Source organism: Actimicrobium sp. CCC2.4, assembly GCF_034347385.1.
Classification (GTDB): Bacteria; Pseudomonadota; Gammaproteobacteria; order Burkholderiales; family Burkholderiaceae_D; genus Actimicrobium.
In genome coordinates, this window is record NZ_CP133777.1 from 1 (window position 1) to 26,078 (window position 26,078).

The 26,078-nt window shown below is 56.7% G+C and carries 19 protein-coding genes, 3 tRNA genes, 3 rRNA genes and 1 pseudogene; 9 read left to right on the top strand and 17 right to left on the bottom strand.

Going from position 1 to position 26,078, the window contains the following annotated elements:
* Positions 1–30: 30 nt before the first annotated feature.
* The 8 genes from rrf to apaG form a co-directional block, all read right to left on the bottom strand.
* Positions 31–143 (bottom strand): 5S ribosomal RNA (rrf, locus tag RHM62_RS00005).
* 178 nt (positions 144–321) lie between these two features.
* A 23S ribosomal RNA gene (locus tag RHM62_RS00010) occupies positions 322–3,207 on the bottom strand.
* Between the two features lie 344 nt (positions 3,208–3,551).
* A tRNA-Ala gene (locus tag RHM62_RS00015) sits at positions 3,552–3,627 on the bottom strand.
* A 53-nt stretch (positions 3,628–3,680) separates the two neighbouring features.
* Positions 3,681–3,757: transfer RNA gene (locus RHM62_RS00020), tRNA-Ile, on the bottom strand.
* Between the two features lie 145 nt (positions 3,758–3,902).
* Positions 3,903–5,435, bottom strand: a 16S ribosomal RNA gene (locus RHM62_RS00025).
* Together the 16S, 23S and 5S rRNA genes with 2 tRNA genes alongside form the textbook arrangement of a ribosomal RNA operon.
* A 474-nt stretch (positions 5,436–5,909) precedes the next feature.
* Entirely contained in the window at positions 5,910–6,686 is a 777-nt protein-coding gene (locus tag RHM62_RS00030; protein WP_322123579.1) for an enoyl-CoA hydratase, read from the bottom strand.
* Positions 6,687–6,726: 40 nt separating this feature from the next.
* Entirely contained in the window at positions 6,727–7,923 is a 1,197-nt protein-coding gene (locus RHM62_RS00035) for a murein transglycosylase A (protein ID WP_322123580.1), read from the bottom strand.
* A gap of 154 nt (positions 7,924–8,077) precedes the next feature.
* Positions 8,078–8,455, bottom strand: a complete 378-nt coding sequence (gene apaG / locus RHM62_RS00040) for a Co2+/Mg2+ efflux protein ApaG (protein WP_322123581.1) — start codon at positions 8,453–8,455, stop codon at positions 8,078–8,080.
* Between the two features lie 142 nt (positions 8,456–8,597).
* Here apaG and rpe point away from each other — a divergent pair, with 142 nt between their 5' ends.
* From rpe to trpC, 6 genes are all read left to right on the top strand, one after another.
* Positions 8,598–9,263 (top strand): ribulose-phosphate 3-epimerase, encoded by a 666-nt coding sequence (rpe, locus tag RHM62_RS00045; RefSeq protein ID WP_322123582.1) that lies wholly within the window; start codon positions 8,598–8,600, stop codon positions 9,261–9,263.
* Positions 9,260–9,934: a phosphoglycolate phosphatase gene (locus tag RHM62_RS00050; protein WP_322123583.1), complete on the top strand. Its 675-nt coding sequence runs from the start codon at positions 9,260–9,262 to the stop codon at positions 9,932–9,934. Before rpe ends, RHM62_RS00050 begins: the two co-directional genes overlap by 4 nt.
* 198 nt (positions 9,935–10,132) lie before the next feature.
* Complete coding sequence (trpE, locus tag RHM62_RS00055; protein ID WP_322123584.1) at positions 10,133–11,629, top strand: anthranilate synthase component I; 1,497 nt, start codon at positions 10,133–10,135, stop codon at positions 11,627–11,629.
* 1 nt (position 11,630) lies between these two features.
* A complete protein-coding gene (locus RHM62_RS00060) occupies positions 11,631–12,194 on the top strand; it encodes an aminodeoxychorismate/anthranilate synthase component II (RefSeq protein ID WP_322123585.1) in 564 nt (187 codons plus the stop codon).
* Positions 12,195–12,228: 34 nt separating this feature from the next.
* Entirely contained in the window at positions 12,229–13,263 is a 1,035-nt protein-coding gene (gene trpD / locus RHM62_RS00065; RefSeq protein WP_322123586.1) for an anthranilate phosphoribosyltransferase, read from the top strand.
* Positions 13,264–13,276: 13 nt separating this feature from the next.
* Complete coding sequence (trpC, locus tag RHM62_RS00070) at positions 13,277–14,077, top strand: indole-3-glycerol phosphate synthase TrpC (RefSeq protein ID WP_322123587.1); 801 nt, start codon at positions 13,277–13,279, stop codon at positions 14,075–14,077.
* Here trpC and RHM62_RS00075 read toward each other — a convergent pair.
* From RHM62_RS00075 to RHM62_RS00105, 7 genes and pseudogenes are all read right to left on the bottom strand, one after another.
* A complete protein-coding gene (locus RHM62_RS00075) occupies positions 14,066–15,880 on the bottom strand; it encodes a M61 family metallopeptidase (RefSeq protein ID WP_416172277.1) in 1,815 nt (604 codons plus the stop codon). The genes trpC and RHM62_RS00075 overlap by 12 nt on opposite strands.
* A gap of 1 nt (position 15,881) precedes the next feature.
* The gene (locus RHM62_RS00080) at positions 15,882–16,343 is read right to left on the bottom strand and encodes a DUF3429 domain-containing protein (RefSeq protein WP_322123588.1); all 462 of its coding nucleotides are present in this window, start codon (positions 16,341–16,343) and stop codon (positions 15,882–15,884) included.
* Between the two features lie 54 nt (positions 16,344–16,397).
* Positions 16,398–16,976, bottom strand: coding sequence for a nucleotidyltransferase family protein (locus tag RHM62_RS00085; protein ID WP_322123589.1), 579 nt, complete (start codon positions 16,974–16,976; stop codon positions 16,398–16,400).
* Between the two features lie 12 nt (positions 16,977–16,988).
* Positions 16,989–19,234: pseudogene (locus RHM62_RS00090) on the bottom strand (molybdopterin cofactor-binding domain-containing protein).
* Positions 19,235–19,259: 25 nt separating this feature from the next.
* The gene (locus RHM62_RS00095; protein WP_322123590.1) at positions 19,260–19,718 is read right to left on the bottom strand and encodes a (2Fe-2S)-binding protein; all 459 of its coding nucleotides are present in this window, start codon (positions 19,716–19,718) and stop codon (positions 19,260–19,262) included.
* 122 nt (positions 19,719–19,840) lie between these two features.
* Positions 19,841–20,557 carry a DsbC family protein gene (locus RHM62_RS00100; RefSeq protein ID WP_322123591.1) on the bottom strand — a complete coding sequence of 239 codons (717 nt, stop codon included), beginning with the start codon at positions 20,555–20,557 and terminating at the stop codon, positions 19,841–19,843.
* A gap of 41 nt (positions 20,558–20,598) precedes the next feature.
* Positions 20,599–21,792 (bottom strand): FAD-dependent oxidoreductase, encoded by a 1,194-nt coding sequence (locus RHM62_RS00105; RefSeq protein WP_322123592.1) that lies wholly within the window; start codon positions 21,790–21,792, stop codon positions 20,599–20,601.
* Between the two features lie 120 nt (positions 21,793–21,912).
* Between RHM62_RS00105 and RHM62_RS00110 the strand changes: the two genes are divergently transcribed.
* A tRNA-Phe gene (locus RHM62_RS00110) sits at positions 21,913–21,988 on the top strand.
* 100 nt (positions 21,989–22,088) lie between these two features.
* Here RHM62_RS00110 and RHM62_RS00115 read toward each other — a convergent pair.
* A complete protein-coding gene (locus RHM62_RS00115) occupies positions 22,089–22,784 on the bottom strand; it encodes a dienelactone hydrolase family protein (protein WP_322123593.1) in 696 nt (231 codons plus the stop codon).
* Positions 22,785–23,100: 316 nt separating this feature from the next.
* On the opposite strand from RHM62_RS00115, the gene RHM62_RS00120 reads away from it, so the two are divergent.
* Complete coding sequence (locus RHM62_RS00120; RefSeq protein WP_322123594.1) at positions 23,101–24,423, top strand: ATP-binding protein; 1,323 nt, start codon at positions 23,101–23,103, stop codon at positions 24,421–24,423.
* A gap of 64 nt (positions 24,424–24,487) precedes the next feature.
* On the opposite strand, the gene RHM62_RS00125 is transcribed toward RHM62_RS00120, so the two are convergent.
* Complete coding sequence (locus tag RHM62_RS00125) at positions 24,488–24,946, bottom strand: hypothetical protein (RefSeq protein ID WP_009665470.1); 459 nt, start codon at positions 24,944–24,946, stop codon at positions 24,488–24,490.
* A gap of 436 nt (positions 24,947–25,382) precedes the next feature.
* On the opposite strand from RHM62_RS00125, the gene RHM62_RS00130 reads away from it, so the two are divergent.
* Positions 25,383–26,072, top strand: a complete 690-nt coding sequence (locus tag RHM62_RS00130; protein WP_322123595.1) for a response regulator transcription factor — start codon at positions 25,383–25,385, stop codon at positions 26,070–26,072.
* The last annotated feature ends 6 nt before the right edge of the window (positions 26,073–26,078 follow it).

The following is a 26,078-nucleotide window of genomic DNA, read 5'->3' on the forward strand; positions in this document are numbered from 1 at the left end:
AGGGCCTTCTTGTTTGCTGCATGTAACTGAGCCTGACGATGACCTACTTTCACACGTGTTGACGCACTATCATCGGCGCAACGTCGTTTCACGGTCCTGTTCGGGATGGGAAGGGGTGGTACCGACGCGCTATGGTCATCAGGCTTAACTTGTAGAATCCTCTGTGGGGGCCGTTGATCTGGCTCCCTCAGGGGACGCAATTCGGAAGAAGTAAAGAAGTACAACACACACCTTGAAATCATCTTCAGTGTGCAGTTAGCGGGCGTGATGCATCAACAATCGCATACGCCATACTCGTCGTCTCTAACCCATCAAGGTTATAGGGACAAGCCTTACGGGCAATTAGTACTGGTTAGCTTAATGCATTACTGCACTTCCACACCCAGCCTATCAACGTCCTGGTCTCGAACGACCCTTCAAAGGAATCAAGTTCCTGGGAAATCTCATCTCAAGGCAAGTTTCCCGCTTAGATGCTTTCAGCGGTTATCTCTTCCGAACTTAGCTACCCGGCAATGCCACTGGCGTGACAACCGGTACACCAGAGGTTCGTCCACTCCGGTCCTCTCGTACTAGGAGCAGCCCCCTTCAAATTTCCAACGCCCACGGCAGATAGGGACCAAACTGTCTCACGACGTTTTAAACCCAGCTCACGTACCACTTTAAATGGCGAACAGCCATACCCTTGGGACCGGCTACAGCCCCAGGATGTGATGAGCCGACATCGAGGTGCCAAACTCCCCCGTCGATATGAACTCTTGGGAGGAATCAGCCTGTTATCCCCAGAGTACCTTTTATCCGTTGAGCGATGGCCCTTCCATACAGAACCACCGGATCACTATGTCCTACTTTCGTACCTGCTCGACTTGTCAGTCTCGCAGTTAAGCACGCTTATGCCATTGCACTATCATCACGATGTCCGACCGTAATTAGCGTACCTTCGAACTCCTCCGTTACACTTTGGGAGGAGACCGCCCCAGTCAAACTGCCTACCATGCACTGTCCCCGATCCGGATAACGGACCAAGGTTAGAACCTCAAACAAACCAGGGTGGTATTTCAAGGTTGGCTCCACGAGAACTAGCGTCCCCGCTTCAAAGCCTCCCACCTATCCTACACAGATTGGTTCAAAGTCCAATGCAAAGCTACAGTAAAGGTTCATGGGGTCTTTCCGTCTAGCCGCGGGTAGATTGCATCATCACAAACATTTCAACTTCGCTGAGTCTCGGGAGGAGACAGTGTGGCCATCGTTACGCCATTCGTGCAGGTCGGAACTTACCCGACAAGGAATTTCGCTACCTTAGGACCGTTATAGTTACGGCCGCCGTTTACTGGGACTTCAATCAAGAGCTTGCACCCCATCATTTAATCTTCCAGCACCGGGCAGGCGTCACACCCTATACGTCCACTTTCGTGTTTGCAGAGTGCTGTGTTTTTATTAAACAGTCGCAGCCACCAGTTTATTGCAACCCTTTCGTCCTTCCTCCGCAGGGAGGTCAAACTACAAGGGCGTACCTTATCCCGAAGTTACGGTACCAATTTGCCGAGTTCCTTCTCCCGAGTTCTCTCAAGCGCCTTAGAATACTCATCTCGCCCACCTGTGTCGGTTTGCGGTACGGTCTCGTATGACTGAAGCTTAGAGGCTTTTCTTGGAACCACTTCCGATTGCTTCGCTTATAAATAAGCTGGCCTCAACCCCTTGAATTACGCACCCGGATTTACCTAGATGCCTTCTACAAGTCAAGGACCGGGACTTCCAACACCCGGACAACCTTCCGCGATCCGTCCCCCCATCGCATCATACGACGGTGCAGGAATATTAACCTGCTTCCCATCAGCTACGCATCTCTGCCTCGCCTTAGGGGCCGACTCACCCTGCTCCGATGAACGTTGAACAGGAAACCTTGGGCTTACGGCGTGGAGGCTTTTCACCCCCATTATCGCTACTCATGTCAGCATTCGCACTTCTGATACCTCCAGCATCCTTTACAAGACACCTTCGCAGGCTTACAGAACGCTCTCCTACCATATCGACGTCATAAATGACGTTAATATCCGCAGCTTCGGTGACTGGCTTAGCCCCGTTACATCTTCCGCGCAGGACGACTCGATCAGTGAGCTATTACGCTTTCTTTAAATGATGGCTGCTTCTAAGCCAACATCCTGACTGTTTTAGCCTTCCCACTTCGTTTTCCACTTAGCCAATCTTTGGGACCTTAGCTGGCGGTCTGGGTTGTTTCCCTCTTGACGCCGGACGTTAGCACCCGACGTCTGTCTCCCTTGCTCGCACTCATCGGTATTCGGAGTTTGCAATGGGTTGGTAAGTCGCGATGACCCCCTAGCCATAACAGTGCTCTACCCCCGATGGTGATACAAGAGGCACTACCTAAATAGTTTTCGGAGAGAACCAGCTATCTCCAAGTTTGTTTAGCCTTTCACCCCTACCCACAGCTCATCCCCTAATTTTTCAACATTAGTGGGTTCGGACCTCCAGTGCGTGTTACCGCACCTTCATCCTGGCCATGAGTAGATCACTTGGTTTCGGGTCTACACCCAGCGACTGAACGCCCTATTCGGACTCGATTTCTCTACGGCTACCCTATACGGTTAACCTTGCCACTGAATGTAAGTCGCTGACCCATTATACAAAAGGTACGCAGTCACGGATCAAGTCCGCTCCTACTGTTTGTATGCACACGGTTTCAGGATCTATTTCACTCCCCTTCCGGGGTTCTTTTCGCCTTTCCCTCACGGTACTGGTTCACTATCGGTCGATATCGAGTATTTAGCCTTGGAGGATGGTCCCCCCATCTTCAGACAGGATTTCGCGTGTCCCGCCCTACTTGTCGCAAGCTTAGTTCCACACCAGACATTTCGTGTACGGGGCTATCACCCACTATGGCGCCAATTTCCAGTGGCTTCCACTATGTCTCATGCTAGATCTTGCAGGCTCTTCCCATTTCGCTCGCCGCTACTTTGGGAATCTCGGTTGATTTCTTTTCCTGCAGCTACTTAGATGTTTCAGTTCGCCGCGTTCGCTTTGCAACCCTATGTATTCAGGTTGCAATGACCATTAAGGCCGGGTTACCCCATTCGGAAATCTGCGGATCACAGCGTGTTTGCTCGCTCCCCGCAGCTTATCGCAAGCTACTACGTCCTTCATCGCCTGATATCGCCTAGGCATCCACCATGTGCACTTAGTCACTTGTCCCTATAACGTTGACCTCTGTACCACCAGCGTCTTTCTTTCGAAATGCACCGGTGACACAAAGACGGTTAGAACAACTGAGTACTACGTATGCACTTGCACCTTTGTAACCGCTTGCGCGGTCCAGCTAGATGCAAGCATGTTGAATCCATGTTTGTTGATTACAATCACTACCCACCAGCGCCTTTAATTCTCGCTTTCACGAGTCTCATCGACACTGATAAATCTTTACTTCTTCCAAATTGTTAAAGAGCGAACAGCTCATGGTTTCTTGTTATAAAAAACCAAACCTAAAGACCTTGTGGCGCTGCGCGCCACCTGTACTTAGGTTTGCATTTTTATGTCTCTGGTGGAGGTTGACGGGATCGAACCGACGACCCCCTGCTTGCAAAGCAGGTGCTCTCCCAGCTGAGCTAAACCCCCCAGGTGTTTCACTGACTGCTTAACTACTTGCTGCTTACCACCCTACTCTGTCTTGGTGGGTCTGGTTGGGCTCGAACCAACGACCCCCGCGTTATCAACACGGTGCTCTAACCAACTGAGCTACAGACCCGCTTGAACCCGCGCCACTTCACCACGACATATCACCACACTCTCGTGCACTTCCTTGTCATCGCTTGCTTGTTTTTACTGCTTGCTGTTCTTCTCTCGACTAACAGCTGATAAGTGTGGACACAGGGCTTCCGCGCATGCTCTAGAAAGGAGGTGATCCAGCCGCACCTTCCGATACGGCTACCTTGTTACGACTTCACCCCAGTCACGAATCCCACCGTGGTAAGCGCCCTCCTTGCGGTTAAGCTACCTACTTCTGGTGAAACCCGCTCCCATGGTGTGACGGGCGGTGTGTACAAGACCCGGGAACGTATTCACCGCGACATGCTGATCCGCGATTACTAGCGATTCCAACTTCATGCAGTCGAGTTGCAGACTACAATCCGGACTACGATACACTTTCTGGGATTAGCTCCCCCTCGCGGGTTGGCGGCCCTCTGTATGTACCATTGTATGACGTGTGAAGCCCTACCCATAAGGGCCATGAGGACTTGACGTCATCCCCACCTTCCTCCGGTTTGTCACCGGCAGTCTCATTAGAGTGCCCTTTCGTAGCAACTAATGACAAGGGTTGCGCTCGTTGCGGGACTTAACCCAACATCTCACGACACGAGCTGACGACAGCCATGCAGCACCTGTGTACTGGTTCTCTTGCGAGCACACTCTGATCTCTCAAAGCTTCCAGCCATGTCAAGGGTAGGTAAGGTTTTTCGCGTTGCATCGAATTAATCCACATCATCCACCGCTTGTGCGGGTCCCCGTCAATTCCTTTGAGTTTTAATCTTGCGACCGTACTCCCCAGGCGGTCTACTTCACGCGTTAGCTGCGTTACCAAGTCAATTAAGACCCGACAACTAGTAGACATCGTTTAGGGCGTGGACTACCAGGGTATCTAATCCTGTTTGCTCCCCACGCTTTCGTGCATGAGCGTCAGTGTTATCCCAGGGGGCTGCCTTCGCCATCGGTATTCCTCCACATCTCTACGCATTTCACTGCTACACGTGGAATTCTACCCCCCTCTGACACACTCTAGCCATGCAGTCACAAATGCAGTTCCCAGGTTGAGCCCGGGCATTTCACATCTGTCTTACATAACCGCCTGCGCACGCTTTACGCCCAGTAATTCCGATTAACGCTTGCACCCTACGTATTACCGCGGCTGCTGGCACGTAGTTAGCCGGTGCTTATTCTTCGGGTACCGTCATTAGCCCACCGTATTAAGATGAACCGTTTCTTCCCCGACAAAAGAGCTTTACAACCCGAAGGCCTTCTTCACTCACGCGGCATTGCTGGATCAGGGTTGCCCCCATTGTCCAAAATTCCCCACTGCTGCCTCCCGTAGGAGTCTGGACCGTGTCTCAGTTCCAGTGTGGCTGGTCGTCCTCTCAGACCAGCTACTGATCGTCGCCTTGGTAGGCTTTTACCCTACCAACTAGCTAATCAGATATCGGCCGCTCCACGAGCATGAGGTCCTTGCGGATCCCCCACTTTCATCCGTAGATCGTATGCGGTATTAGCGCAACTTTCGCTGCGTTATCCCCCACTCCAGGGCACGTTCCGATATATTACTCACCCGTTCGCCACTCGCCACCAGGGTTGCCCCCGTGCTGCCGTTCGACTTGCATGTGTAAGGCATGCCGCCAGCGTTCAATCTGAGCCAGGATCAAACTCTTCAGTTTAATCTCTGTGTTTTATGTCCTCTCGGACATGGTCATCGCTGACCGGTCGCTCACTCAAAATACTGACAGGATCAATCTTTCAATCTTTCCTATATTTCTTCGTGAGCACTTGCTTATATGTAAAGACTCCGTAGCAACCTAAGTCACCACAGTGCACTTCCACCAAGTGCCCACACTTATCAACTGTTAATTGTTAAAGAACTTACCGCACCATCCACAACACTTCGATTACCCTCACCGACCGTGCCGTCTTGTGTGCTGCTGACAAAGCGTTTTGTTTGTCTGCTGCAGAGAAACGAGATTATGCTGCTTTGCGATGTTGGCGTCAACCTTTTCGTTGGCGCGTTCTGCTTTTAATTTCCAGCAAAACCCCAGTTCCGTCGCCTTCTTGCGCTAACGTCGCTGCCACATCACTTGCCGCAATCACCTTCCGAACCCCTGCAATTCCCGCCTTTCGACGGGAGCCGAACTATATCAAATCCCGCGGAAACTTGGCAAGCGTTTCTCTATAAAAGCTTTCATTCCTTCCTTCTGGTCTTCGGTAGCAAAAGTACTGTGGAACATCCTGCGTTCAAAAAGTATGCCTTCAGACAAACTCACCTCATAAGCCCGATTGACCGACTCTTTGATCATCATTACAGAAGGAAGTGACATGCTCGAAATCACAATCGCTGCAGCAATCGCTTCATCAAACAATTTATCGAGAGGAACGACACGGGAAACGAGACCGGCCCGCTCCGCCTCGCTGGCATCCATCATCCGCGCCGTCAAACACAAATCCATGGCTTTTGATTTTGAAACCGCACGAGGCAATCGCTGCGTTCCTCCAGCACCGGGCATGGTTCCCAGTTTGATTTCCGGCTGGCCGAACTTGGCATTCTCAGCTGCGATAATAAAATCGCACATCATGGCCAATTCACATCCCCCTCCCAGCGCGTAACCAGCGACTGCTGCGATGACAGGCTTGCGGATAGTACGAATTCTTTCCCAGTTACGAGTTATGTAATCACCTTTATAAGCGTCCATATAACTGTAATTGGCCATCGCCCCGATATCGGCCCCTGCCGCGAACGCCTTATCGCTACCCGTCAGTACGATGCAGCCGATGTCGTCATTGGCATCAAAAGCAGCCAAGGCATTACCGAGCTCATCCATCAACTGATCATTCAATGCATTGAGCGCCTTCGGACGATTCAGACGGATTACCCCTACCCGCTCCTGTGTTTCAACCAGTATGTTTTCGTAAATCATCGCGTTCTGCCATCTCCATATAAGTTCAACGGGAAAATCTTCATTTCATCATGGCGTTGTTCGCCGGGGACTTTGGCAATAGCACCCACATCATTCCGCGCTGCTTCATTTTTCCTGCTTTTTCACCGGCCTCGGCACCGAAACCCCAGAAGTAATCGGCACGCACCGCATTCTTGATCGCACCGCCCGTATCCTGCGCCATCATCAAACGCTGCAATACTGCAGGATTATTGGGCTGGGTGGTAGACAAATACACCGGCGCTCCCAACGGAATAAATTGAATATCAACAGCAATCGACCTCTGCGGGGTCAATGGCACTCCAAGCGCGCCTTTCGGTCCTTTGCGAGGATCAGAAATCGATTCCTCCTTGAAAAACACATAGCTTGGATTTGCATTCAGCAATTCCTGCTGACGCTCCGGATGCGCGCTGTACCACGCCTTAATTCCCTGCGCCGATGCCTGGTCGAGTGTCAGCTCGCCACGATCAACGAGATAGCGACCGATAGATTTATACGGGTACCCATTCTGATCGGCATATGCAACCCGGACAACCGAACTGCCATCGGCAAATTTCACCCTGCCCGAACCCTGTACCTGCAGAAAAAAAGCTTCAATGGGATCATCGACCCACAGCAGTTCCTTTCCCGACATGGCCCCGGGTTTGGTCAGATCGGCGCGCGGGTAATACGCCACGACCTTGTTTCCCTGGATCCGTCCGCGCAAGCGCATGCCTTTCAATTCCGGGTACACCCCGGCAAGATCAATCGTCAGCAAGTCATCCGGCACACGGTAAAGAGGCGTCTGATAGATCCCGCCGCGCTTGCGCGCACCGCGCAGCAGCGGTTCGTAATACCCCGTCACCAGTCCTGATTCCGAACCATCGGCATTAAACACCTGATTCGGCACGAAGAAGGCAACAAAGAACGCCCGTACCGCCTGCAAGTCGGACACATTGACATCCTGTGCGATCGTACAAGGTTCCTTCCAGTCGGCTTTCCTGATCAGCACTTCGCACGATGCCAGAAAGGCAGGCCAGGTTTCACGCTGATCATCCTTGTCCCAGCCAGGCAAAGTTGAAAAATTAACCGGGCGTAATATCTCACCTTTGGGACCTGCTGGAGGCACGACAGGCACTGGGACGGCGACCGCCGGTTCAGGTGGAGTAGTAACGCAACCGGCCAGAATGAAGGCAAACAGGGAAACTGAAGCGAGTAAGCTAAGACGTTTTGATGACATGAAAGATGATCTGCTATGTGGCTGTTACTGTTGGAAGCTGGTGTCGCTGGATGTTTGCTGATCTTTATCGTCTGGTGGACGATGTACTCGGGCCCGAAAGCACGTCGCCCGCCATCGAAACCGCAAGCACCCAAAAAGGAAGACGAGACTTAATTCAATGCAATGTGCGCGGTAACGACAACACGAACTCAGGAATCACGGTCTGGAATTGTTCGCCGTCCTGCGCGACACAAAAGTATTCGCCCCGCATCGATCCTTGAGGCGTCGCCAGCGTTGCACCGCTGGTGTATTCAAATGCCTGCCCTGGTTCCAGCAGCGGTTGATGGCCGACTACGCCGAGTCCACGCACCTCTTCAATATGGTTATTGCCGTCGGTAATCACCCAGTGCCGGGATATCAGCTGCGCTGGAATCTGCCCCGTATTCTTGATCGTTACCGCATAGGCGAATACGAAGGTCGAACGTTCCGGCTCGGACTGCTCCGCCAGATATTGCGTTCTGACGGTAACGGTGAATTCGTACGCTGCTGCCATGAATGGTCCTCGGCTGGTTGGAAATAGATCACATCGCTCCGGCAGGTTTGGTCGCCGGAGTGACCGGACATTTTGACGAACGCCTCACCGCTTAGCAAGCACGACAGGGTTAAAATGCCGCACCTCCATTGAATTGATAACCATGCCAACTTACCACATCGCACCCAGCATCCTGTCAGCCGACTTTGCCCGTCTTGGCGAAGAGGTGCGTAACGTCGTCAGCGCCGGTGCCGACATCATCCATTTCGACGTGATGGATAACCATTACGTTCCCAATCTGACCATCGGCCCGCTGGTCTGCGCAGCAATCCGCCCGCACGTACAAGTACCGATCGACGTGCACCTGATGGTGAAACCGGTCGATCGCCTCATTCCTGATTTCGCCAAAGCAGGTGCCAACATCATTAGCTTCCATCCGGAAGCGTCGGAACACATCGATCGCACGCTGCAACTGATTCGTGACAACGGCTGCAAGGCCGGACTGGTCTTCAATCCGGGAACACCGTTGCATTTTCTCGAGCATGTGATGGACAAGATAGACCTGATCCTGATCATGTCGGTCAACCCCGGCTTCGGTGGCCAGTCCTTCATTCCGGAAGCGCTGAAAAAAATCGCTGCAGTGCGCAAGCTGATCGATGAATCCGGACGCACGGTCCTGCTCGAAGTTGATGGCGGCATCAAGATCGAGAATATCGCCGCCGCGGCCAGGGCGGGTGCGGACACCTTCGTCGCCGGCTCCGCAATCTTTGGCGCAACGGATTACAAAACCGTCATCGATGCCATGCGCGCCGAACTGGCTGGCGCATGAAATTCTCCGGCATCCGCGCCGCCATCATCGACCTCGACGGCACGATGATCGATACCGCACCGGATTTTCACTGTGCGATCAATCGCATGCGCGCGGAACTCTCGCTCGCCCCGCTGGACCTCGAACTGATCAAAAGCTTCGTTGGCAAAGGATCAGAAAACCTGATGCGCCGCGTACTGGCCGTCGATTACAACGAGCAGGATGTCAAGCGCCATTTCGATACCGCACTGGCATCGTATCAACACCATTACCTGGCCATCAATGGCGATTACGTCACCCTGTACGACCAGGTCTATGAAGGCCTCGCACAACTGCGTCACCAGCAGATCCGGCTGGCCTGCGTGACCAACAAGCCAATCGCCTTTGCACTGCCGCTGCTGGAAAAAACCGGACTGCGCGAGTATTTCGAGCTGGTCTACGGCGGCGACTCGCTGCCCACCAGGAAGCCCGAACCCGGCCCGTTCCTGCAAGTCTGCGCCGACTTCGACATCACCCCCGCGCAAGTCGTGGCCATTGGCGATTCATCCAACGATGCCCGCGCAGCCCGTGCCGCCGGTTGCCATGTACTGACCGTTCCTTACGGCTACAACCATGGCGAACCTGTACAGTCAATTGACTCGGATGGTATAGTCCAGACGCTGCTGGAAGCAGCTGGCCTGATCTCTCACTGACCTTCTACTGATTACTCTCACTCATGCTTCTCGCTAAAAAAACACACGCCTGCTTCACCAGCGCTCCCGAGGCCTGGCTGTGGCGAGGCTGGCAAATCCCGGACTGAACTGTCCCCGATTCGCCGTTGATTTCGCCTGCGGGCGTCAACGTTTCCCGAGAACCCGCCGTCCCGATAACCGGGCGGCCTGGAGAGCACCATGACCGAACTCGAATTCAAATCGCTTGCCACGCAAGGCTATAACCGTATCCCGCTGATCGCCGAAGCCTTCGCCGATCTCGAAACCCCGCTGACGCTGTACCTGAAGCTCGCACAAACCCAAAGCGCCGGAAAGAATACCTTCCTGCTCGAGTCCGTCGTCGGCGGCGAACGCTTCGGACGCTACTCGTTCATCGGCTTGCCGGCGACGACCATCATGCGCAGCCATGGCCAGCTGACCGAAGTCCTCGTCGATGGCAAGGTCACTGAATCCATCACCGGCAATCCGCTTGACTTCATCGAACAATTCCAGGCCCGCTACAAGGTAGCGATCCGTCCGGGCATGCCGCGTTTTTGCGGCGGACTGGCCGGTTACTTTGGCTACGACACGGTACGTCACATCGAAAAACGGCTGGCCGACTCGACGCCGAAAGACGATCTCGGACTGCCCGATATCCAGCTGATGGTGACCGAGGAACTGGCCGTCATCGATAACCTGTCCGGCAAACTGTACCTGATTGTCTATGCCGATCCGACCCGGCCCGAAGCGTTTTCGACCGCCCGCCAACGGCTCAAGGACTTGCGCGCGATGCTGCGCCGCGCGGTCGACGCACCGGTCACGTCGGCTTCGGTGCGCACCGAAAGCATCCGCGATTTTCCGCGCGACGCTTACCTGAAAGCGGTCGCGCAGGCCAAGGAATACGTGATGGCCGGCGATCTGATGCAAGTACAGATCGGCCAGCGCATCCGCAAGCCCTATGTCGATTCGCCGCTGAGCCTGTATCGCGCCTTGCGCTCGCTGAATCCGTCGCCGTACATGTACTTCTACAACTTCGGCGACATGCAAATTGTCGGTGCCTCGCCGGAAATTCTGGTCCGTAACGAGAGCATCAATGCCGACCAGATGAAGGTCACGATCCGTCCGCTGGCCGGCACGCGTCCACGCGGATCGACGCCGGAAAGCGACGCCGTACTGGCCACCGAATTGCTGGCCGACCCGAAAGAAATCGCTGAGCACGTAATGCTGATCGACCTGGCCCGCAATGACCTGGGCCGCATCGCCGACACCGGCAGCGTGAAGGTCACCGACAAGTTCGTCATCGAAAAATATTCGCATGTGCAGCACATCGTCTCGAACGTCGAAGCAGTGCTCAAGCCGGGCCTGTCGAATCTCGATGTACTCCGGGCGACCTTCCCTGCCGGCACGCTGTCGGGTGCGCCGAAAGTACGCGCGATGGAAGTGATCGACGAACTCGAACTGACCAAGCGCGGCATCTACGGCGGTGCCTGCGGTTACCTGTCGTTCGGTGGCGAAATGGATCTGGCGATTGCAATCCGTACCGGCGTCATCAAGGACGGCATGTTGTACGTGCAGGCCGCCGCCGGCATCGTCGCCGATTCGGTGCCTGAAATGGAATGGCAGGAAACCGAGAACAAGGCCCGCGCGGTATTACGCGCAGCGGAACAAGTACAAGATGGCCTGGACGGGGAGATCTGACATGCTGCTAATGATCGACAATTACGATTCGTTTACCTACAACCTGGTGCAGTACTTCGGCGAACTCGGCGAAGACGTGCGCACGGTACGTAATGACGCCATCACCCTCGACGCCATCGCGGCGATGAAGCCGGACCATATCTGCATCTCGCCGGGACCGTGCACGCCGCAGGAAGCCGGTGTCTCGGTGCCGTTGCTGCAACGCTTTGCCGGCCAGATTCCTATCCTCGGCGTGTGCCTCGGCCATCAGGCCATCGGCGCAGCATTCGGCGGCAAGGTGATCCGGGCGCGCGAAGTCATGCACGGCAAGACCTCGCTGATCGCGCACACTGGCGTGAGCGTATTCAAGGATTTGCCGAGTCCGTACACGGTGACCCGCTATCACTCGCTGGCCATCGAGCGCGCGTCATTGCCGGCGTGCCTGGAAGTCACGGCCTGGACCGACGACGGCGAAATCATGGGCGTGCAGCACAAGGAATTCAATTTGCATGGCGTGCAGTTCCATCCCGAATCGATCCTGTCGGAGCATGGCCACGCGCTGCTGCAAAATTTCCTGCGAGGCTGATGTGCCCTCCTCCACTTCATTGACAGGACACACGATGCCCATCACGCCACAAGAAGCGCTGCTGCGCTGTATCGACCACCGCGAAATTTTTCACGACGAAATGCTGTCGCTATTCCGCCAGATCATGCAGGGCGAGATGTCGCCGGTAATGATCGCGGCACTGACGATGGGCTTGCGCGTGAAGAAGGAAACCGTCGGCGAAATCGCTGCCGCGGCGCAGGTCATGCGCGAGTTTGCTACCAAGGTACCGATGGCAGACACCACCCACCTGCTCGACATCGTCGGCACCGGCGGCGACGGTGCCAACACCTTCAACATTTCGACCGCCACGATGTTCGTCGCGGCAGCGGCCGGCGCGCGCGTGGCCAAGCATGGCGGACGCAGCGTGTCGTCGTCGTCGGGCAGCGCCGATGTGCTCGAAGCACTCGGCGTGAACATCAACCTGAAGCCCGAACAGATCGCGCAATCGATCGCCCAGACCGGTATCGGCTTCATGTTCGCGCCCAACCACCACGCTGCCATGAAACACGCGGCGCCGGTGCGCAAGGAACTCGGCGTGCGGACCATTTTCAACATCCTCGGCCCGCTGACCAATCCGGCCGGCGCACCCAATATCCTGATGGGAGTTTTTCACGCCGACCTCGTTGGCATCCAGGTGCGCGTATTGCAGCGGCTCGGTGCGCAACATGCGATGGTGGTCTGGGGCCGCGACAACATGGACGAGATTTCGCTCGGTGCCGGCACCCTCGTTGGCGAGCTCGTCAATGGCGAAATCCGCGAATACGAAATCCATCCGGAAGACTTCGGCCTGGCAATGGTCGCGAGTCGCAACCTGAAGGTCAGCAACGCCACCGAGTCGCGCCAGAAAATCCTCGAAGCGCTCGACGATACCCCCGGCCCGGTGCGCGATATCGTCGCCCTCAATGCTGGCGCTGCACTGTATGCGGCCGGCATCTCGGCGTCGATAGGCGACGGATTGATCGCGGCACAAGCCGCCATCGCCTCCGGTGCCGCGCGCGCCAAGCTGGCGCAATTCGTCAGCGTTACCCAGCAACTAGCCAGCTCCTGAAGCCACGAAAACCATGTCCGATATCCTTACCAAAATCCTCGACGTCAAGGCCGACGAAGTCGCTGCCGCAAAAAAATACCGTGACTTTGCCAGCCTGCGCCGCGAAGTCGAAGCCGATACCGAAGCACGCGCCAACCTGCGCGGATTCGAGGCCAGCCTGCGTCAGAAAATCGCTGCCGGCCAGGCGGGCGTGATTGCCGAAATCAAGAAAGCCTCACCCTCCAAAGGCGTCTTGCGGCTCGATTTCAAGCCAGCCGAAATCGCTGCCAGCTACGCACAATTCGGCGCGGCCTGCCTGTCGGTGCTGACCGATGTGAACTTCTTTCAGGGTGATCCGGCCTATCTGCGACAAGCTCGTGCGGCTTGCAATTTGCCGGCGCTGCGCAAGGATTTCATGATCGATCCGTACCAGGTTTATGAAGCCCGCAGCTGGGGTGCGGATGCCATCCTGCTGATCGTCGCGGCGCTCGATCACGGCCTGATGGCCGAGATGGAAGCCGTCGCGCATGAGCTCGGCATGGGCGTGCTGATCGAGGTGCACAACGCGGACGAACTGACCGCCGCGCTGCGCCTCAAGAGCGCGCTGCTCGGCGTGAACAACCGCAACCTGCGCACCTTCGAGACCTCGCTGCAGAACACCATCGATCTGCTGCCGCGCATCTCGCCGGGCAAGCTGGTCATCACCGAGTCGGGCATCGTGAGCACCGATGATGTCAAGCGCATGCGCGACCACGACGTCAATGCCTTCCTCGTCGGCGAAGCCTTCATGCGCGCCGCCGACCCGGGGTTCGAACTGAACCGGCTATTTGCCTGAGCTCAGCCAGGCACGCCGTAATTTAACCGCGGCGGCTGGCTTGTCGAGCAGCGACAAACTGCTGGCCGGCGCATCATCGAGTGCCAGCTTTACGCTAAACGTCATCAGCTCGTCGCGCCGGAATGCATGTACTTCCACCTTGTCCCCCGCCCGATAACGACGCAGCAAATCCGCCAGATTGGTGGCATTGACGCGCAAGCCGTCGATGGCGACAAGTACATCTCCCGCCGACATCCCTGCCCGATGCGCCACGCCTTTTTCATAGACGCTGGCGAGCTTGCAATCATTGCCGTCGCGCGCAGTCCGTGCGCCCAACGCCACCACGCCCGGGGCCTTCTTCGCGGCGAACATCACACCGAATGGCGCGAGCACATCGGCCAGCGGCAAGTCGCTGGTACCGCGCACCGCACGGTCGAGCAAACGCTTGAGCTTCAGGCCGGTGGCTTCATCGATCAGCGCCTCGACCTCGGCTTCGGTGACGCCACGGCCGGTCTCAAAGAAGTCACGGCCATAGCGCTGCCACAACAAGCGCATCACGTCATCGAGTGACTTCTTGCCGGCGGTGCCGGCACGGATGGTCAGGTCCAGCGTCAGCGCCACCAGCGAGCCCTTGGTGTAATAACTGACGATCGCGTTCGGCGCGTTTTCGTCCTGCCGGTAGTATTTGATCCACGCATCGAAGCTCGATTCCGCCACCGATTGCTTGCTGCGACCGCTGCCGCGCAGCACGCTGTCGATGGTCTTGCCAAGCAGCGTGAAATACGCGGCATCATCGATGACGCCGCTGCGCACCAGCATCAGGTCATCGTAATAACTGGTAAAGCCTTCGAACAGCCACAGCAGCGAGGTATAGCTTTCGCTGGCCAGCGCATACGGTGCGAAAGCAGCCGGCTTGATGCGCTTGACGTTCCAGGTATGGAAATACTCGTGGCTGCACAGCCCGAGAAAAGTCCGGTAGCCGTCGCTCAGTTCCGGTTGGCCAAGCACCGGCAGGTCGGCGCGCTTGCAGATCAGCGCCGTCGACGCGCGATGTTCAAGCCCGCCGTAGCCATCGCCGACCGCCAGCGTCATGAACAGGTAACGCGCCATCGGCGCGCGTTTGGATTCCGGCTCGAACAGGGCGATCTGCGCTTCGCAAATCCGGGTCAGGTCGGTTTGCAAACGCGCCATGTCGAGGTTCGGCACATTGCCGGTGATGACGATATCGTGCGGTACGCCGTGCGCGACAAACGTCGCCAGTGCGAAGGTGCCGAGCTCGACCGGATGATCGATCAGCTCGTCATAGTTGGCTGCGACATAGGTACCGAAACCCAGTCGTGCGGCGTCGAGTTCCGGCAGTGCGGTGGCCACGCGCCAGTGCTTGCAAGCGACGTCATCCGGCTTGACGATATCGACCACGTGCGGCACGGCATCCTGCCCGGCCACTTGCAGGAACACGCTGGTGCCATTGAAAAATCCGTGGGTCTGGTCCAGATGCGCGGCGCGCACCGACAGGTCCCACGCATAGACGTCGTAGCTGACGACCAGCGCACCGCTGCAGGCGGCGGCTTGCCAGCTGTGCTTGTCGCACTTGCGCAGGACGACTTTCTTGCCGCCCGAAGTGGCGCGGATCTGCACGATGTTGCGGGCGAATTCGCGGATCATGTAGCTGCCCGGAATCCACGCCGGCAGGCTCAGCAACTGGCCGGCCGGATCGGGCCGGGCGATCGTCAGCGTGACCTCGAACAGGTGAGCAGCGAGGTCGCGCGCGACGATGGTGTAATGAATCGGATGGGTCACATGGTTGGTCACATCATTGGTCACATCAGCTCCTGACATTGGCAGCGAGGAAGGTCACGACCAATGCCGTGACGACCACGCAAGTAAGTTTGAAACGCAGACCGATAAACCAATCCGGAATGCCATACCACTGGTACAAGCGCTTGTCGATCTGGTAGGCCGCAATGAAGCCGGCCATCAGCACGGCAAAGCCCAGGCCGATCTCGATGCGCGACGCCAGCAACGCAATGAGCGACGGCGTCACGCCCCAGATCAGGGATCGCTTGGTCTGAGCGATAGTCAGCAGGTTGCAGGTCAGCGCGGCTCCCCAGTGAATGCCGCCGAGGAAGGACAGGATCGCAATGCCGTACGCGAGCTGGGCCTTGACCAGATAGCCCAGCCAATCCGGATGGACCAGCCAGCAACCGAGCGACAGTAATACGAACGGAATCAGGCCAGCCATGCCGAGCCGGAATGCCAGCCGCTGGTTAAAAAAATTTATGTTCATTCAGGAAGTTTCCGGGTGAAGAGGGACAAACCAACTCGTGCAGGTGTAACGCATTCAGCCCGCTTTTTTCAGATCGTCGGGCGTGTCGATGTCAAACAGAATACCGGGATCATCGACTTCGACCTCGACCACCGGATGCACTCTGACGACCTCGCGCGCACCCTGATCGCCATGCATGTCCAGCAATGCCTGCTGGTGCAGGCGACTGAATCCGACCGGATTGCCGCGCCGTCCCTGATGCACCGGGACTGCGATATCGGCACCGTCGCGAATTGCGGCGTCGAGCGCTGCGATGGTCGATGACTTCACGTGCGGCATGTCGGCCAGCGCCACGATCCAGCCCGGCGCAGCGGCGCTGCTGCGCACCCCGTGCGCCAGCGTGTGCCCCATGCCGGCAGCGGCGTCGGCGCAGCAACTGGTAGCAAAGCCCGACTGATGCAGCAAGTTCATCAGCCGCAGTGCATCCGGATGCACTACCACCAGCGTGCTGGTCAGGGCCTGCGCCAGACGCTGCGCCGAACGCAGCGCCACATGCTCGCCCTGCGGCAGGATTTGCAGTAGTTTGTTCTGCAAGCCGCTCGGATCGAAACGACGGCCGCGGCCGGCCGCGAGCAAAAGTCCGGTGCAATGCATGAGCGCGCTCCGTCAGGTCAGGTCGAACGGCAGCTTGCGCAAGCGCTTGCCACTGAGCCTGGCGAGCGCATTAGCAAAAGCCGGTGCCAGTGGCGGCAAGCCGGGTTCGCCCATGCCGGTCGGTGCATCGCCGGAAGCAACGATATGCACAGCCACCTTTGGCATGTCAGGCATGCGTGCAACCAGATAATCATTGAAGTTGTTTTGCTGGACCACGCCATCCTTGAGCGTCACTGCCGCGCCGGCCAATGTGGTGCCCAATCCCATCAGGATCGCGCCCTGCACTTGCGCTTCGATGGTCAGCGGATTGACAGCGAGGTTGCAGTGCACGCCGGCGGTGACTGAATGCAGCTTCGGCTTACCCTCGGTCAGCGACGCCACGACAACGTAGGCGACGACCGAGTTGAACGATTCATGCAGCGCCACGCCCCAGGCCTGACCTGCCGGCAGCTTGGCCTTGCCGTAACCTGACCTGGCTACCGCCAGGTCGAGTGCGGCCAGATGGCGCGGATGTTTGTCGCCAATGAGCTTCTTGCGATAGGCCACCGGATCGGTACCGGCGATCTGGGCGGCTTCATCGATCAGCGTTTCCATCACGAAGGCGGTGTGGGTCGAACCGACCGAGCGCCACCACAGCACCGGTACGTTGGCCTTGACGTTGTGAACCGACAGCTTCATCGGCAACGCATACGGTGCGCCCATGCCTTCGGTCATCGTGGAGTCCACGCCATCCTTGACTGCAAAGGCTTCGAACGCCGTTCCGATCATGATCGACTGGCTGACGATGGTGTGGTTCCAGGCCACGATGTCGCCGTTGTCATCGAGGCCGATTTCGGCGCGATGGACTGTCGCAGGACGGTAATAACCACCCTTGATATCATCCTCGCGGCTCCAGATCACCTTCACCGGGCTGGTTTTTCCGGCTGCTTTCCAGACCTTGGCGACCTGCACCGCTTCGACGATGAAGTCCGAAGTCGGCACGCCGCGCCGGCCGAAACCACCGCCGGCCATCATTGTGTTTACCGTGACCTGCCCGACCTTCAGCCCGGCTGTACGCGCAATAGCCGCCTGGTCGACGGTCTGGAACTGGGTGCCGGCCCAGACCGTGCATGCGTCGGCCTTCAGATCGACGATGCAGTTCAATGGCTCCATAGGCGCGTGCGCCAGATACGGAAACTCATAGTCCGCCGTGATTTTTTCGGTGCCGCTGCGAGCTTGCCGATGTCGGCCTTGATCGCGACGAGACCGGGCTGTTGTGCCAACTCCTTGTAAGCAAGCAGTTGCCGGTCGCTGCTGATTTTTTCGAGGCCGCTGGTATCCCAGTCGATGACTAACGCATCGCGCCCGGTCTTGGCCGGCCAGTAACCGTCGGCGATCACGACCACACCACTGCCGCCGCGATCGGTCGGCACTTCCAGCACGGCCAGCACGCCCTTGACGGCCAGCGCCTTGGTTGCATCGAATTTACCGACCTTGCCGCCAAAGACCGGCGGCCGCGCCACCACGGCCACCTTCATGCCGGGCACGCTGGCGTCAATGCCGAACACTTGCCCGCCTGTTGACTTTGCGCGGGCGTCGATGCGTGGCGTCGGCTTGCCAATCCGCTTGAAATTTTTCGGGTCTTTGAGCACCACTTTCTCCGGCATCGGCAGCTTCATTGCCGCGTCGGCCAACGCGCCGTAGCTTGCTTTCTTGCCGCCGGGGCCGATCACGACGCCGTCGGCCGTGCTGCATCGGGCCGGCTCGACTTGCCATTGTTGAGCGGCGGCTGCGATCAGCATCGCCCGCGCGGTCGCGCCGATTTCACGGTATTGCGTATACGAGTGGGCGATGGTGCCGGAGCCGCCGGTCATTTGCATGCCGAACGCCGGGTCCTTGAAGACCTCGGCAGCCGGTGCCAGCTCGCTGCGCACCAGGGTCCAGTCGCAATCGAGTTCTTCGGCAATCAGCATCGGCAGACTGGTATTGACGCCCTGGCCGAATTCGAGCCGGTTGACGGCTACGGTGATGGTGTTGTCGGGAGCAATCCGCAAAAAGGCGTTGGGCGCGTACACCGCCTTCGGTGCCTGTGCATTGGCCATCTTGTTCATGCCTGGCACGAAAAAGCCGAGCAGCAAACCGCCGCCAACGACACTGGACGCCTTCATGAAATGACGACGCGAGATGTGGCTTGATGCGTAGCTTGGTGCGTGACTCGTTGCGTGGCTTGATACGCCGGCGCCATTAGCGGCAACCTGGTTTATCCATTCGGTACGCATGTGATTCTCCGGAAAGTGGCAAGGCTCAGGCCAGCGTTTTTGAGGCGTCCTTGATCGCAGCGCGGATGCGCTGATAGGTGCCGCAGCGGCAGATATTGCCACTCATGGCGGCATCGATATCGGCATCGGAAGGCGATTTGTTGGACCGCAGCAAGGCAGTCGCTGTCATGACCTGGCCGCTCTGGCAGTAACCGCATTGCGGCACGTCGAGTTTGACCCAGGCATCCTGCACCGCCTTGCCGACCTTGTCCGCCTGCATGGCTTCGATGGTGGTGATTTTTGCTCCGGTGGCAACCGAAATCGGCGTGACGCACGAGCGGATTGGCTGACCGTTGAGGTGCACGGTACACGCACCGCACAGTGCAGCGCCACAACCGAACTTGGTACCGGTCATGTTGAGGTTATCCCGCAGCGCCCACAGAATTGGGGTGGAAGGATCGGCATCGACCTGCATGTCTTTGCCGTTGATATTGAGTGTGACCATGGAGTGCTCCGTATGGTGAAGGCGTTCTTGCGCTGGATCCGCATGTTGATCGGCTGAAATATAACGGATTTCAATAGGGACCGTGCAATGTGCCCGCCCCCTATTTGCCTGCGCGAACCAGATTACTGCGTGGCGAGCTTGGCTTCGAACGCCTTGACATCCATCGCGCCGGGAACCCGGCTGCCGTCGGCAAAGAAGATCGTCGGGGTTCCCGTGATACGCAGTTTCTGGCCGAGCGCCAGCACTTTGTCATTCGGCGTGGTGCAAGCGGCCGGCGCTGCGGCGGCTTCCTTGCCCCTCAACATCCAGTCATCCCAGGCCTTGTTACGATCCGCTGCGCACCAGACATTCTTGGCCTTCACACCCGAGTCTTCAGACAGGATGTTGTACAAGAAGGTGTACACCGTCACGTTATCCACGCCTTGCAAGGTTTGCCGGAAACGCTTGCAGTATCCGCAGTTCGGATCCTCGAACACCGCAATGACGCGCTTGCCATCGCCCTTGACCGATTTGATCGCCATCTCCAGCGGCAGGTCGGCAAACTTGATGCGGCTGACTTCGTCGACGCGCGACTTGGTCAGGTCCTTGAAGGTCTTGCTGTCCATCACGCGACCGACGAACAAGTAGTTGGCTTGTTCGTCGGTGTACAGGATGTCACCGCCGACGTGCAACTCATACAGCCCGCCATAAGGTGTCTTGCGAACGGATTCGACAACGGCACCGTCGCCGAGGCGCGGCTCGATCAGCTTCTTGATTTTGGCTTCCTGCGGCGTTTCGGCGCAGGCAACAAGTGTCGACAGAGCCAGCGAAACAGCGAGTACGGACTTATAAAGTTTCATGCAATGATTTCCAGAAATGGGGTTAGAGACGCGAGCACCGCTCACTTGATGCCCCCTGCGGCGTGGGACATCAGACGTCTTTTTATGACCGGCAACTTATTGAGCAAGTTCAATCCTAGATTACGGACTATACGCAGCGGTTCGAACTGGCTTGAAAACAAGCGTTGCAGTCCATCGGTGGCGATCTGCATCATCAGCACTTCTTCCTTGCGCGAACGGGCATAAGCGGCGAGCAGGCGGGCGTCGCCGCAATCGCGCCGGGCATCAGCGCCCAACAAGGCGCGCAATAGCGCAGCGACATCACCGAAACCCAGGTTCATGCCATGTCCGGCCAGCGGATGCACGGCGTGGGCGGCATCGCCCAGAAGCGCAATACGCGGGGCAACAAACTGATGTGCACGGATCAGTGCAAGCGGAATCGCCTGTACCCGTTCAGGCTGCATCGGCTGCAGCTGACCAAACGGCTGCCCGGGCAATGCCGTCAGGCGCGCGGCCAGTTGCGACGGCGACTCGGTCATCAGCGTTGCTGCCAGCGCATCCGGTGCCGACCAGACCAGCGAAACGCGCTGCCCTGCCAGCGGCAGCAAGGCAATGATCCCTTCGGTCGCCGTGAACCACTGGTAAGCCACGCCCTGATGGGCAACACTGCACTCGAAGTTGCTGACGACGGCGCGTTGTTCGTAAGGGCGATAGTCGATGCCGATATCGGCATGGTTGCGTACCCAGGAATGGGCTCCATCGGCACCGATCACCAGCGCCGCCGTCAAGTGGCTGCCATCGACCAGGTCGATACGGGCCGCATCGGCCGCGACATGCAAGGCCGAGGCCGAGCCGGTGACCAGCGTGACATCCCGCGAAAAGCGCAACGCCGCGTCCAGCGCCTGGTCCAGATTGCGGTGCTCGACAATCCAGGCCAGCGCGGCGACATGCGCGCCATACGCATCGAACTCGATCTTGCCGGCATGATCGCCATCACCGATGACCACCATCCCGTCGACGGCAGCCACACGATCGGCATCGAGCGCATCCCACACCTTCAGCGAGGTCAGCACATCGCGCGCGACATCGTTCAATGCATAGACCCGCAAGTCCCAGGCCGCTGACGCTGATGCCGCTTTCGCCGCTGGCGAAGGCGGCGGACAGAGCAAAGCAACCCGGTATCCCGCCTGCGCCAAGCCGAGCGCCGTGGTTTTTCCTATGGTGCCGTTGCCGATAACGCAAATGTCGGTGTGCATGTGATTCGATCAAAAGAAGTGGGGATGGAAATGCCTGGGGCAGATTATAGCGGCTGGTCAAAATTTAGATTCCCCCTCCAGCTTGCAAAATCCAAAAGAGTTGCTATACTTGCGCCCCTTGGCCTGGTAGCTCAGTCGGTAGAGCAGAGGATTGAAAATCCTTGTGTCGGTGGTTCGATTCCGCCCCGGGCCACCAAGAACAGCAGCCTCCGGAAAGCAATTTCCGGAGGCTTTTTGTTTTTTTACCTTCTGCAAAAAATGTCCGCCTGCCTGCAGGCGGACAACTCTCACTCTGCTCAGTACGCCTTGGCCAGAAACGACAATGACAAGCCATGCGCCAGCGACGAGGTCTTCTGGTCGTAAGCAGGACGCTCCCAGCAATTAAATCCGTGATCGACATCCGGATACACCTCGATGACCGCCGTTTTCACATCGGCAAACGCGTTCTGGACCGACTTCACTGCGGCGGCCGAAATGTAGTGATCCTTTTCTGCAAAATGGATCAGGATCGGGCAGATCACTTTGTCGACCAGGTTCAGGTGTTCTTCGATGGAGCCCGGGTAATAACAGACCGCCGCATCGACACCGGCGTTGGCAGCACTGAGATAGGACAGCAAGCCACCCATACAATAACCGAGCGAAGCCACCTTACCGTTACATTGCGGCAATGCGCGTAATGCACTGACCGTGGTCGTCAAATCCTGAATCGCCAGCGGGAAGTCCGTGTTTTGCATGAAGCCGATTGCCGCACCAAAATCACTCTCGGTGTAGCCAAGATCCACCCCCGCTTGCTGACGCCAGAACAGGTCCGGCGCAAGCACCACATAACCGTCCAGCGCGTATTGGTCTGCCACTGCCTTGATATGGTCATTGACACCGAAAATTTCCTGGATCAGGACGATGCCCGGACCGGTTCCGGTCGGCGGCAATGCCAGATAGCCCTGGAAGGTTTTTCCGTCGTGGCTTGCAATATCGATCATTTGAGATGTCATGGTGTCATTTCTTTCAAGAAGAGGGAAAGGTACTAAGAACATGAACCGCCCACTGCGCAGACGGCAACCTGATGGGAAGACAAAATGCTCACAGCACGGGTTCTGCCGCGCGTGAAGTCTAGGGTATCCGCACTATTTGTGCTGTAGCGGCGGGTCCTAAGCCCTCGCGCAGCAAAACAATATTTTTATATAGCAACTATTTGACGCGTCCTGTAGGATCTTTGAGGGAACTACCAACCCTTAGTCATGCATCCGTACTCCGCTGGTCGGACCGTCCGGCTTCATGCCACAAAGATCAACCGGGCGGCCACCTCGCATGCAATTTCACGACTTCGACCAGCAGCCCAGACATCAACCATCGATCGATCCTGCCCAGCAGGACGCGGCGTCTGCATTGATATCGACCAATGCACGGCTCGAATATCTGATCGCCAATACGCCCGCCATTATTTACAGCAGCGTTCCGACCGGCGACTTCAAGATGACTTTTGTCAGTGATAACGCCCGACGCGTGCTTGGCTATGAGCCGGCGGACATGGTCGCTGATCCGAATTTCTGGTTCGACCATATTCACCCGGAAGACATTCCCACTATTTTTTCCAGTCTGGCATTGCTGTTTGTAGAAGGCCAACGCTCGTACGAATATCGTTTCAAAACCAGCGATGGTATCTATCTGTGGATGCATGACACGCTTCGTCTGATGCGCGACGCAAACAACGAACCGCTGGAAGTCGTGGGCTTACTCAGCAACATCACCGAACGCAAAAAAATGGAAGAAGCCCTGCAAAAAAAGGGCGATGAACAGCAACGGATGATTGAGGAAATGCAGCAGATGCAGGCCAAGCTCCTGCAATCCGAAAAAATGGCCTCGATCGGCCAACTGGCAGCTGGAATCGCACATGAAATCAACAATCCTGTTGGTTTCGTCAATTCCAATCTGGGTTCGCTACGCGGTTATGTCGATACGCTGCTTGTCGTCCTCGAACAATATGATGCGGCCGTCGCCACGACGACGGACGTGCGTGACCTGAAATTACAATTGGCGCAGATCCAGCAAGAGGCTGAAGTCGACTACCTGCGCGAAGACGCCGTCGCGCTGGTGAGCGAATCGCTTGATGGCCTCAAAAGAGTTCGCGATATTGTCCAGTCGCTGAAGGACTTCGCTCATGTCGGCGAATCGGACTGGCAAGTGGCCGATCTGCACCACGGGCTGGATAGTACGCTGATGATTGCTGCCAACGAATTCAAGTACAAAGCCAGCATCGAAAAGCACTACGGCAAGCTACCGCTGGTGATGTGCCTGGCTTCACAAATCAATCAGGTCTTCATGAATCTGATCATCAATGCCGCACAGTCCATTACCAACAAAGGGACCATCACCATTCGTACCGGCGTCAGCGATGACTGGGTCTGGATAGAAATCGGCGATACCGGAAAGGGAATTGCAGCAGACCAGATCAACCGGATCTTCGAACCATTCTTCACTACTAAACCTATCGGCCAGGGCACCGGGCTGGGTTTGTCGCTGTCCTACAATATTGTCAGTCAGCACAGTGGCCGGATAGAGGTCGACAGCCAGGTCGATCTGGGTACGCGCTTTACCGTGCATCTGCCAATTAATCCGCCAGCCATGGCCTGAATCACGCGACGCCAGATAAAAAAAGCCCGGACAATGCCGGGCTGTTTTTTTGGAAGCGGCTGGTCTAGCCGCCGGTCTTCAGTTTGGTAACCCGGGTCGCCCGCTCCGGAATCACGTCCGGCGATGGGCGCCCTTTCTGGGCCAGCAGCTTGATGAAATCCTGCACGATCTGGCGATGATGCATATCCAGCTCCATGAAATCAGCAATCAGTTTCGATTGCGCCGATTCGGAGGCTCCGCTGGTCTGAGGAGCTGAAATCACCGCATTTTCTTCAGGCCCGCCAAACCGGAGCCACTCCGCCGTCACACCCAGCCAGTTCGACAGCGCGCGCAATTTGTCCTGGGTCGGAATCGATTCACCGACCAGCCATTTGCGCGCAGCATGGACCGTGATCGGACTACCGGAAAACCGGAAGTTGAACTCGCGGGATAAATAAGTCGGATGATTAGCAGCATGGTTGGCATTACGTAGCGCCAGTTGAAGTCGTGCACTAAAGGCAGTGCGTTCGGTAGATGTTTTCATTTTATGCAGTTCCGCAGGCAGTTTTTAGGCATCGACACGTTCTTTGTCCAGTCGTCGTTTTCAATCATGTTCCGTATTTTCCTACCGCAAGGTAGTAAAAAATCCCGATGGTCACGAGAAAGTTCTTTCGTTGGTCCGAGCATACAGCATGTAGCACTTCGAAAACTATTAGTTTCAAGAAATAACCAATAAGTGAAATATCTATCGTTTTGGTTTTTCCCGGTCAACTGGACTCGACAGATCGGGCGACGGCATATTTTTTAAATGCATTTTGAATGCCGTAAATTGCCGCCTCGTTACGCCAAGAATTTCGCCGGGGCGAATGTTAATTTCCATTGTGAACGATTGTTAAAGTAAAACGAAAAAAAACCGATTTTTAACAAAAGTTGGTAAATTGTCGACAACTTATTCACTCAGACCTTTTGCGACTGCCCCCATGAGAATTGCCGTACTTGACGATGACCGCACACAAACTGATCTGGTATGCCAGGTGCTGAGCGCTGCCGGCCATACCTGCCACGCGTTTCAAAGCGGCAAGGAAATGCTGAACCAGCTTCGTCGCGAAAGTTTCGACATGCTGATCATCGACTGGCAAGTCCCTGACCTGAGTGGTGCCGACGTATTGCGCTGGGCACGAGAAAAACTGCCGGCCGTCTTGCCGGTCCTGTTCATGACCAGCCGCTCGGGCGAGGACGATATCGTCGCCGGTCTGGCCGCAGGTGCGGACGATTACATGATCAAGCCGATCCGGCGCGGTGAGCTGGTCGCCCGCGTACAAGCATTGCTGCGACGCGCCTATCCGACTCAGAACACGATCGAACAAATCCAGTTCAGTCATTACATTTTTGAACCGCGCACCGGCCGGTTACTGGATCACGGTGAACCGGTCGAACTGACGCAAAAAGAGTTCGATCTGGCCTTGCTGCTATTCCGCAATCTTGGGCGGCCGCTATCACGTGCGTATATTCTCGAAGCAGTCTGGTCGCGCGATGTCGAAATTCCATCGCGCACGATGGATACACATGTTTCACGGGTACGTACCAAGTTAAAATTGCGTCCGGAAAATGGCTTCCGGTTAGCCCCGGTTTATAGTTACGGTTACCGTCTGGAACAAGTCTCCGGATAGTCGTCC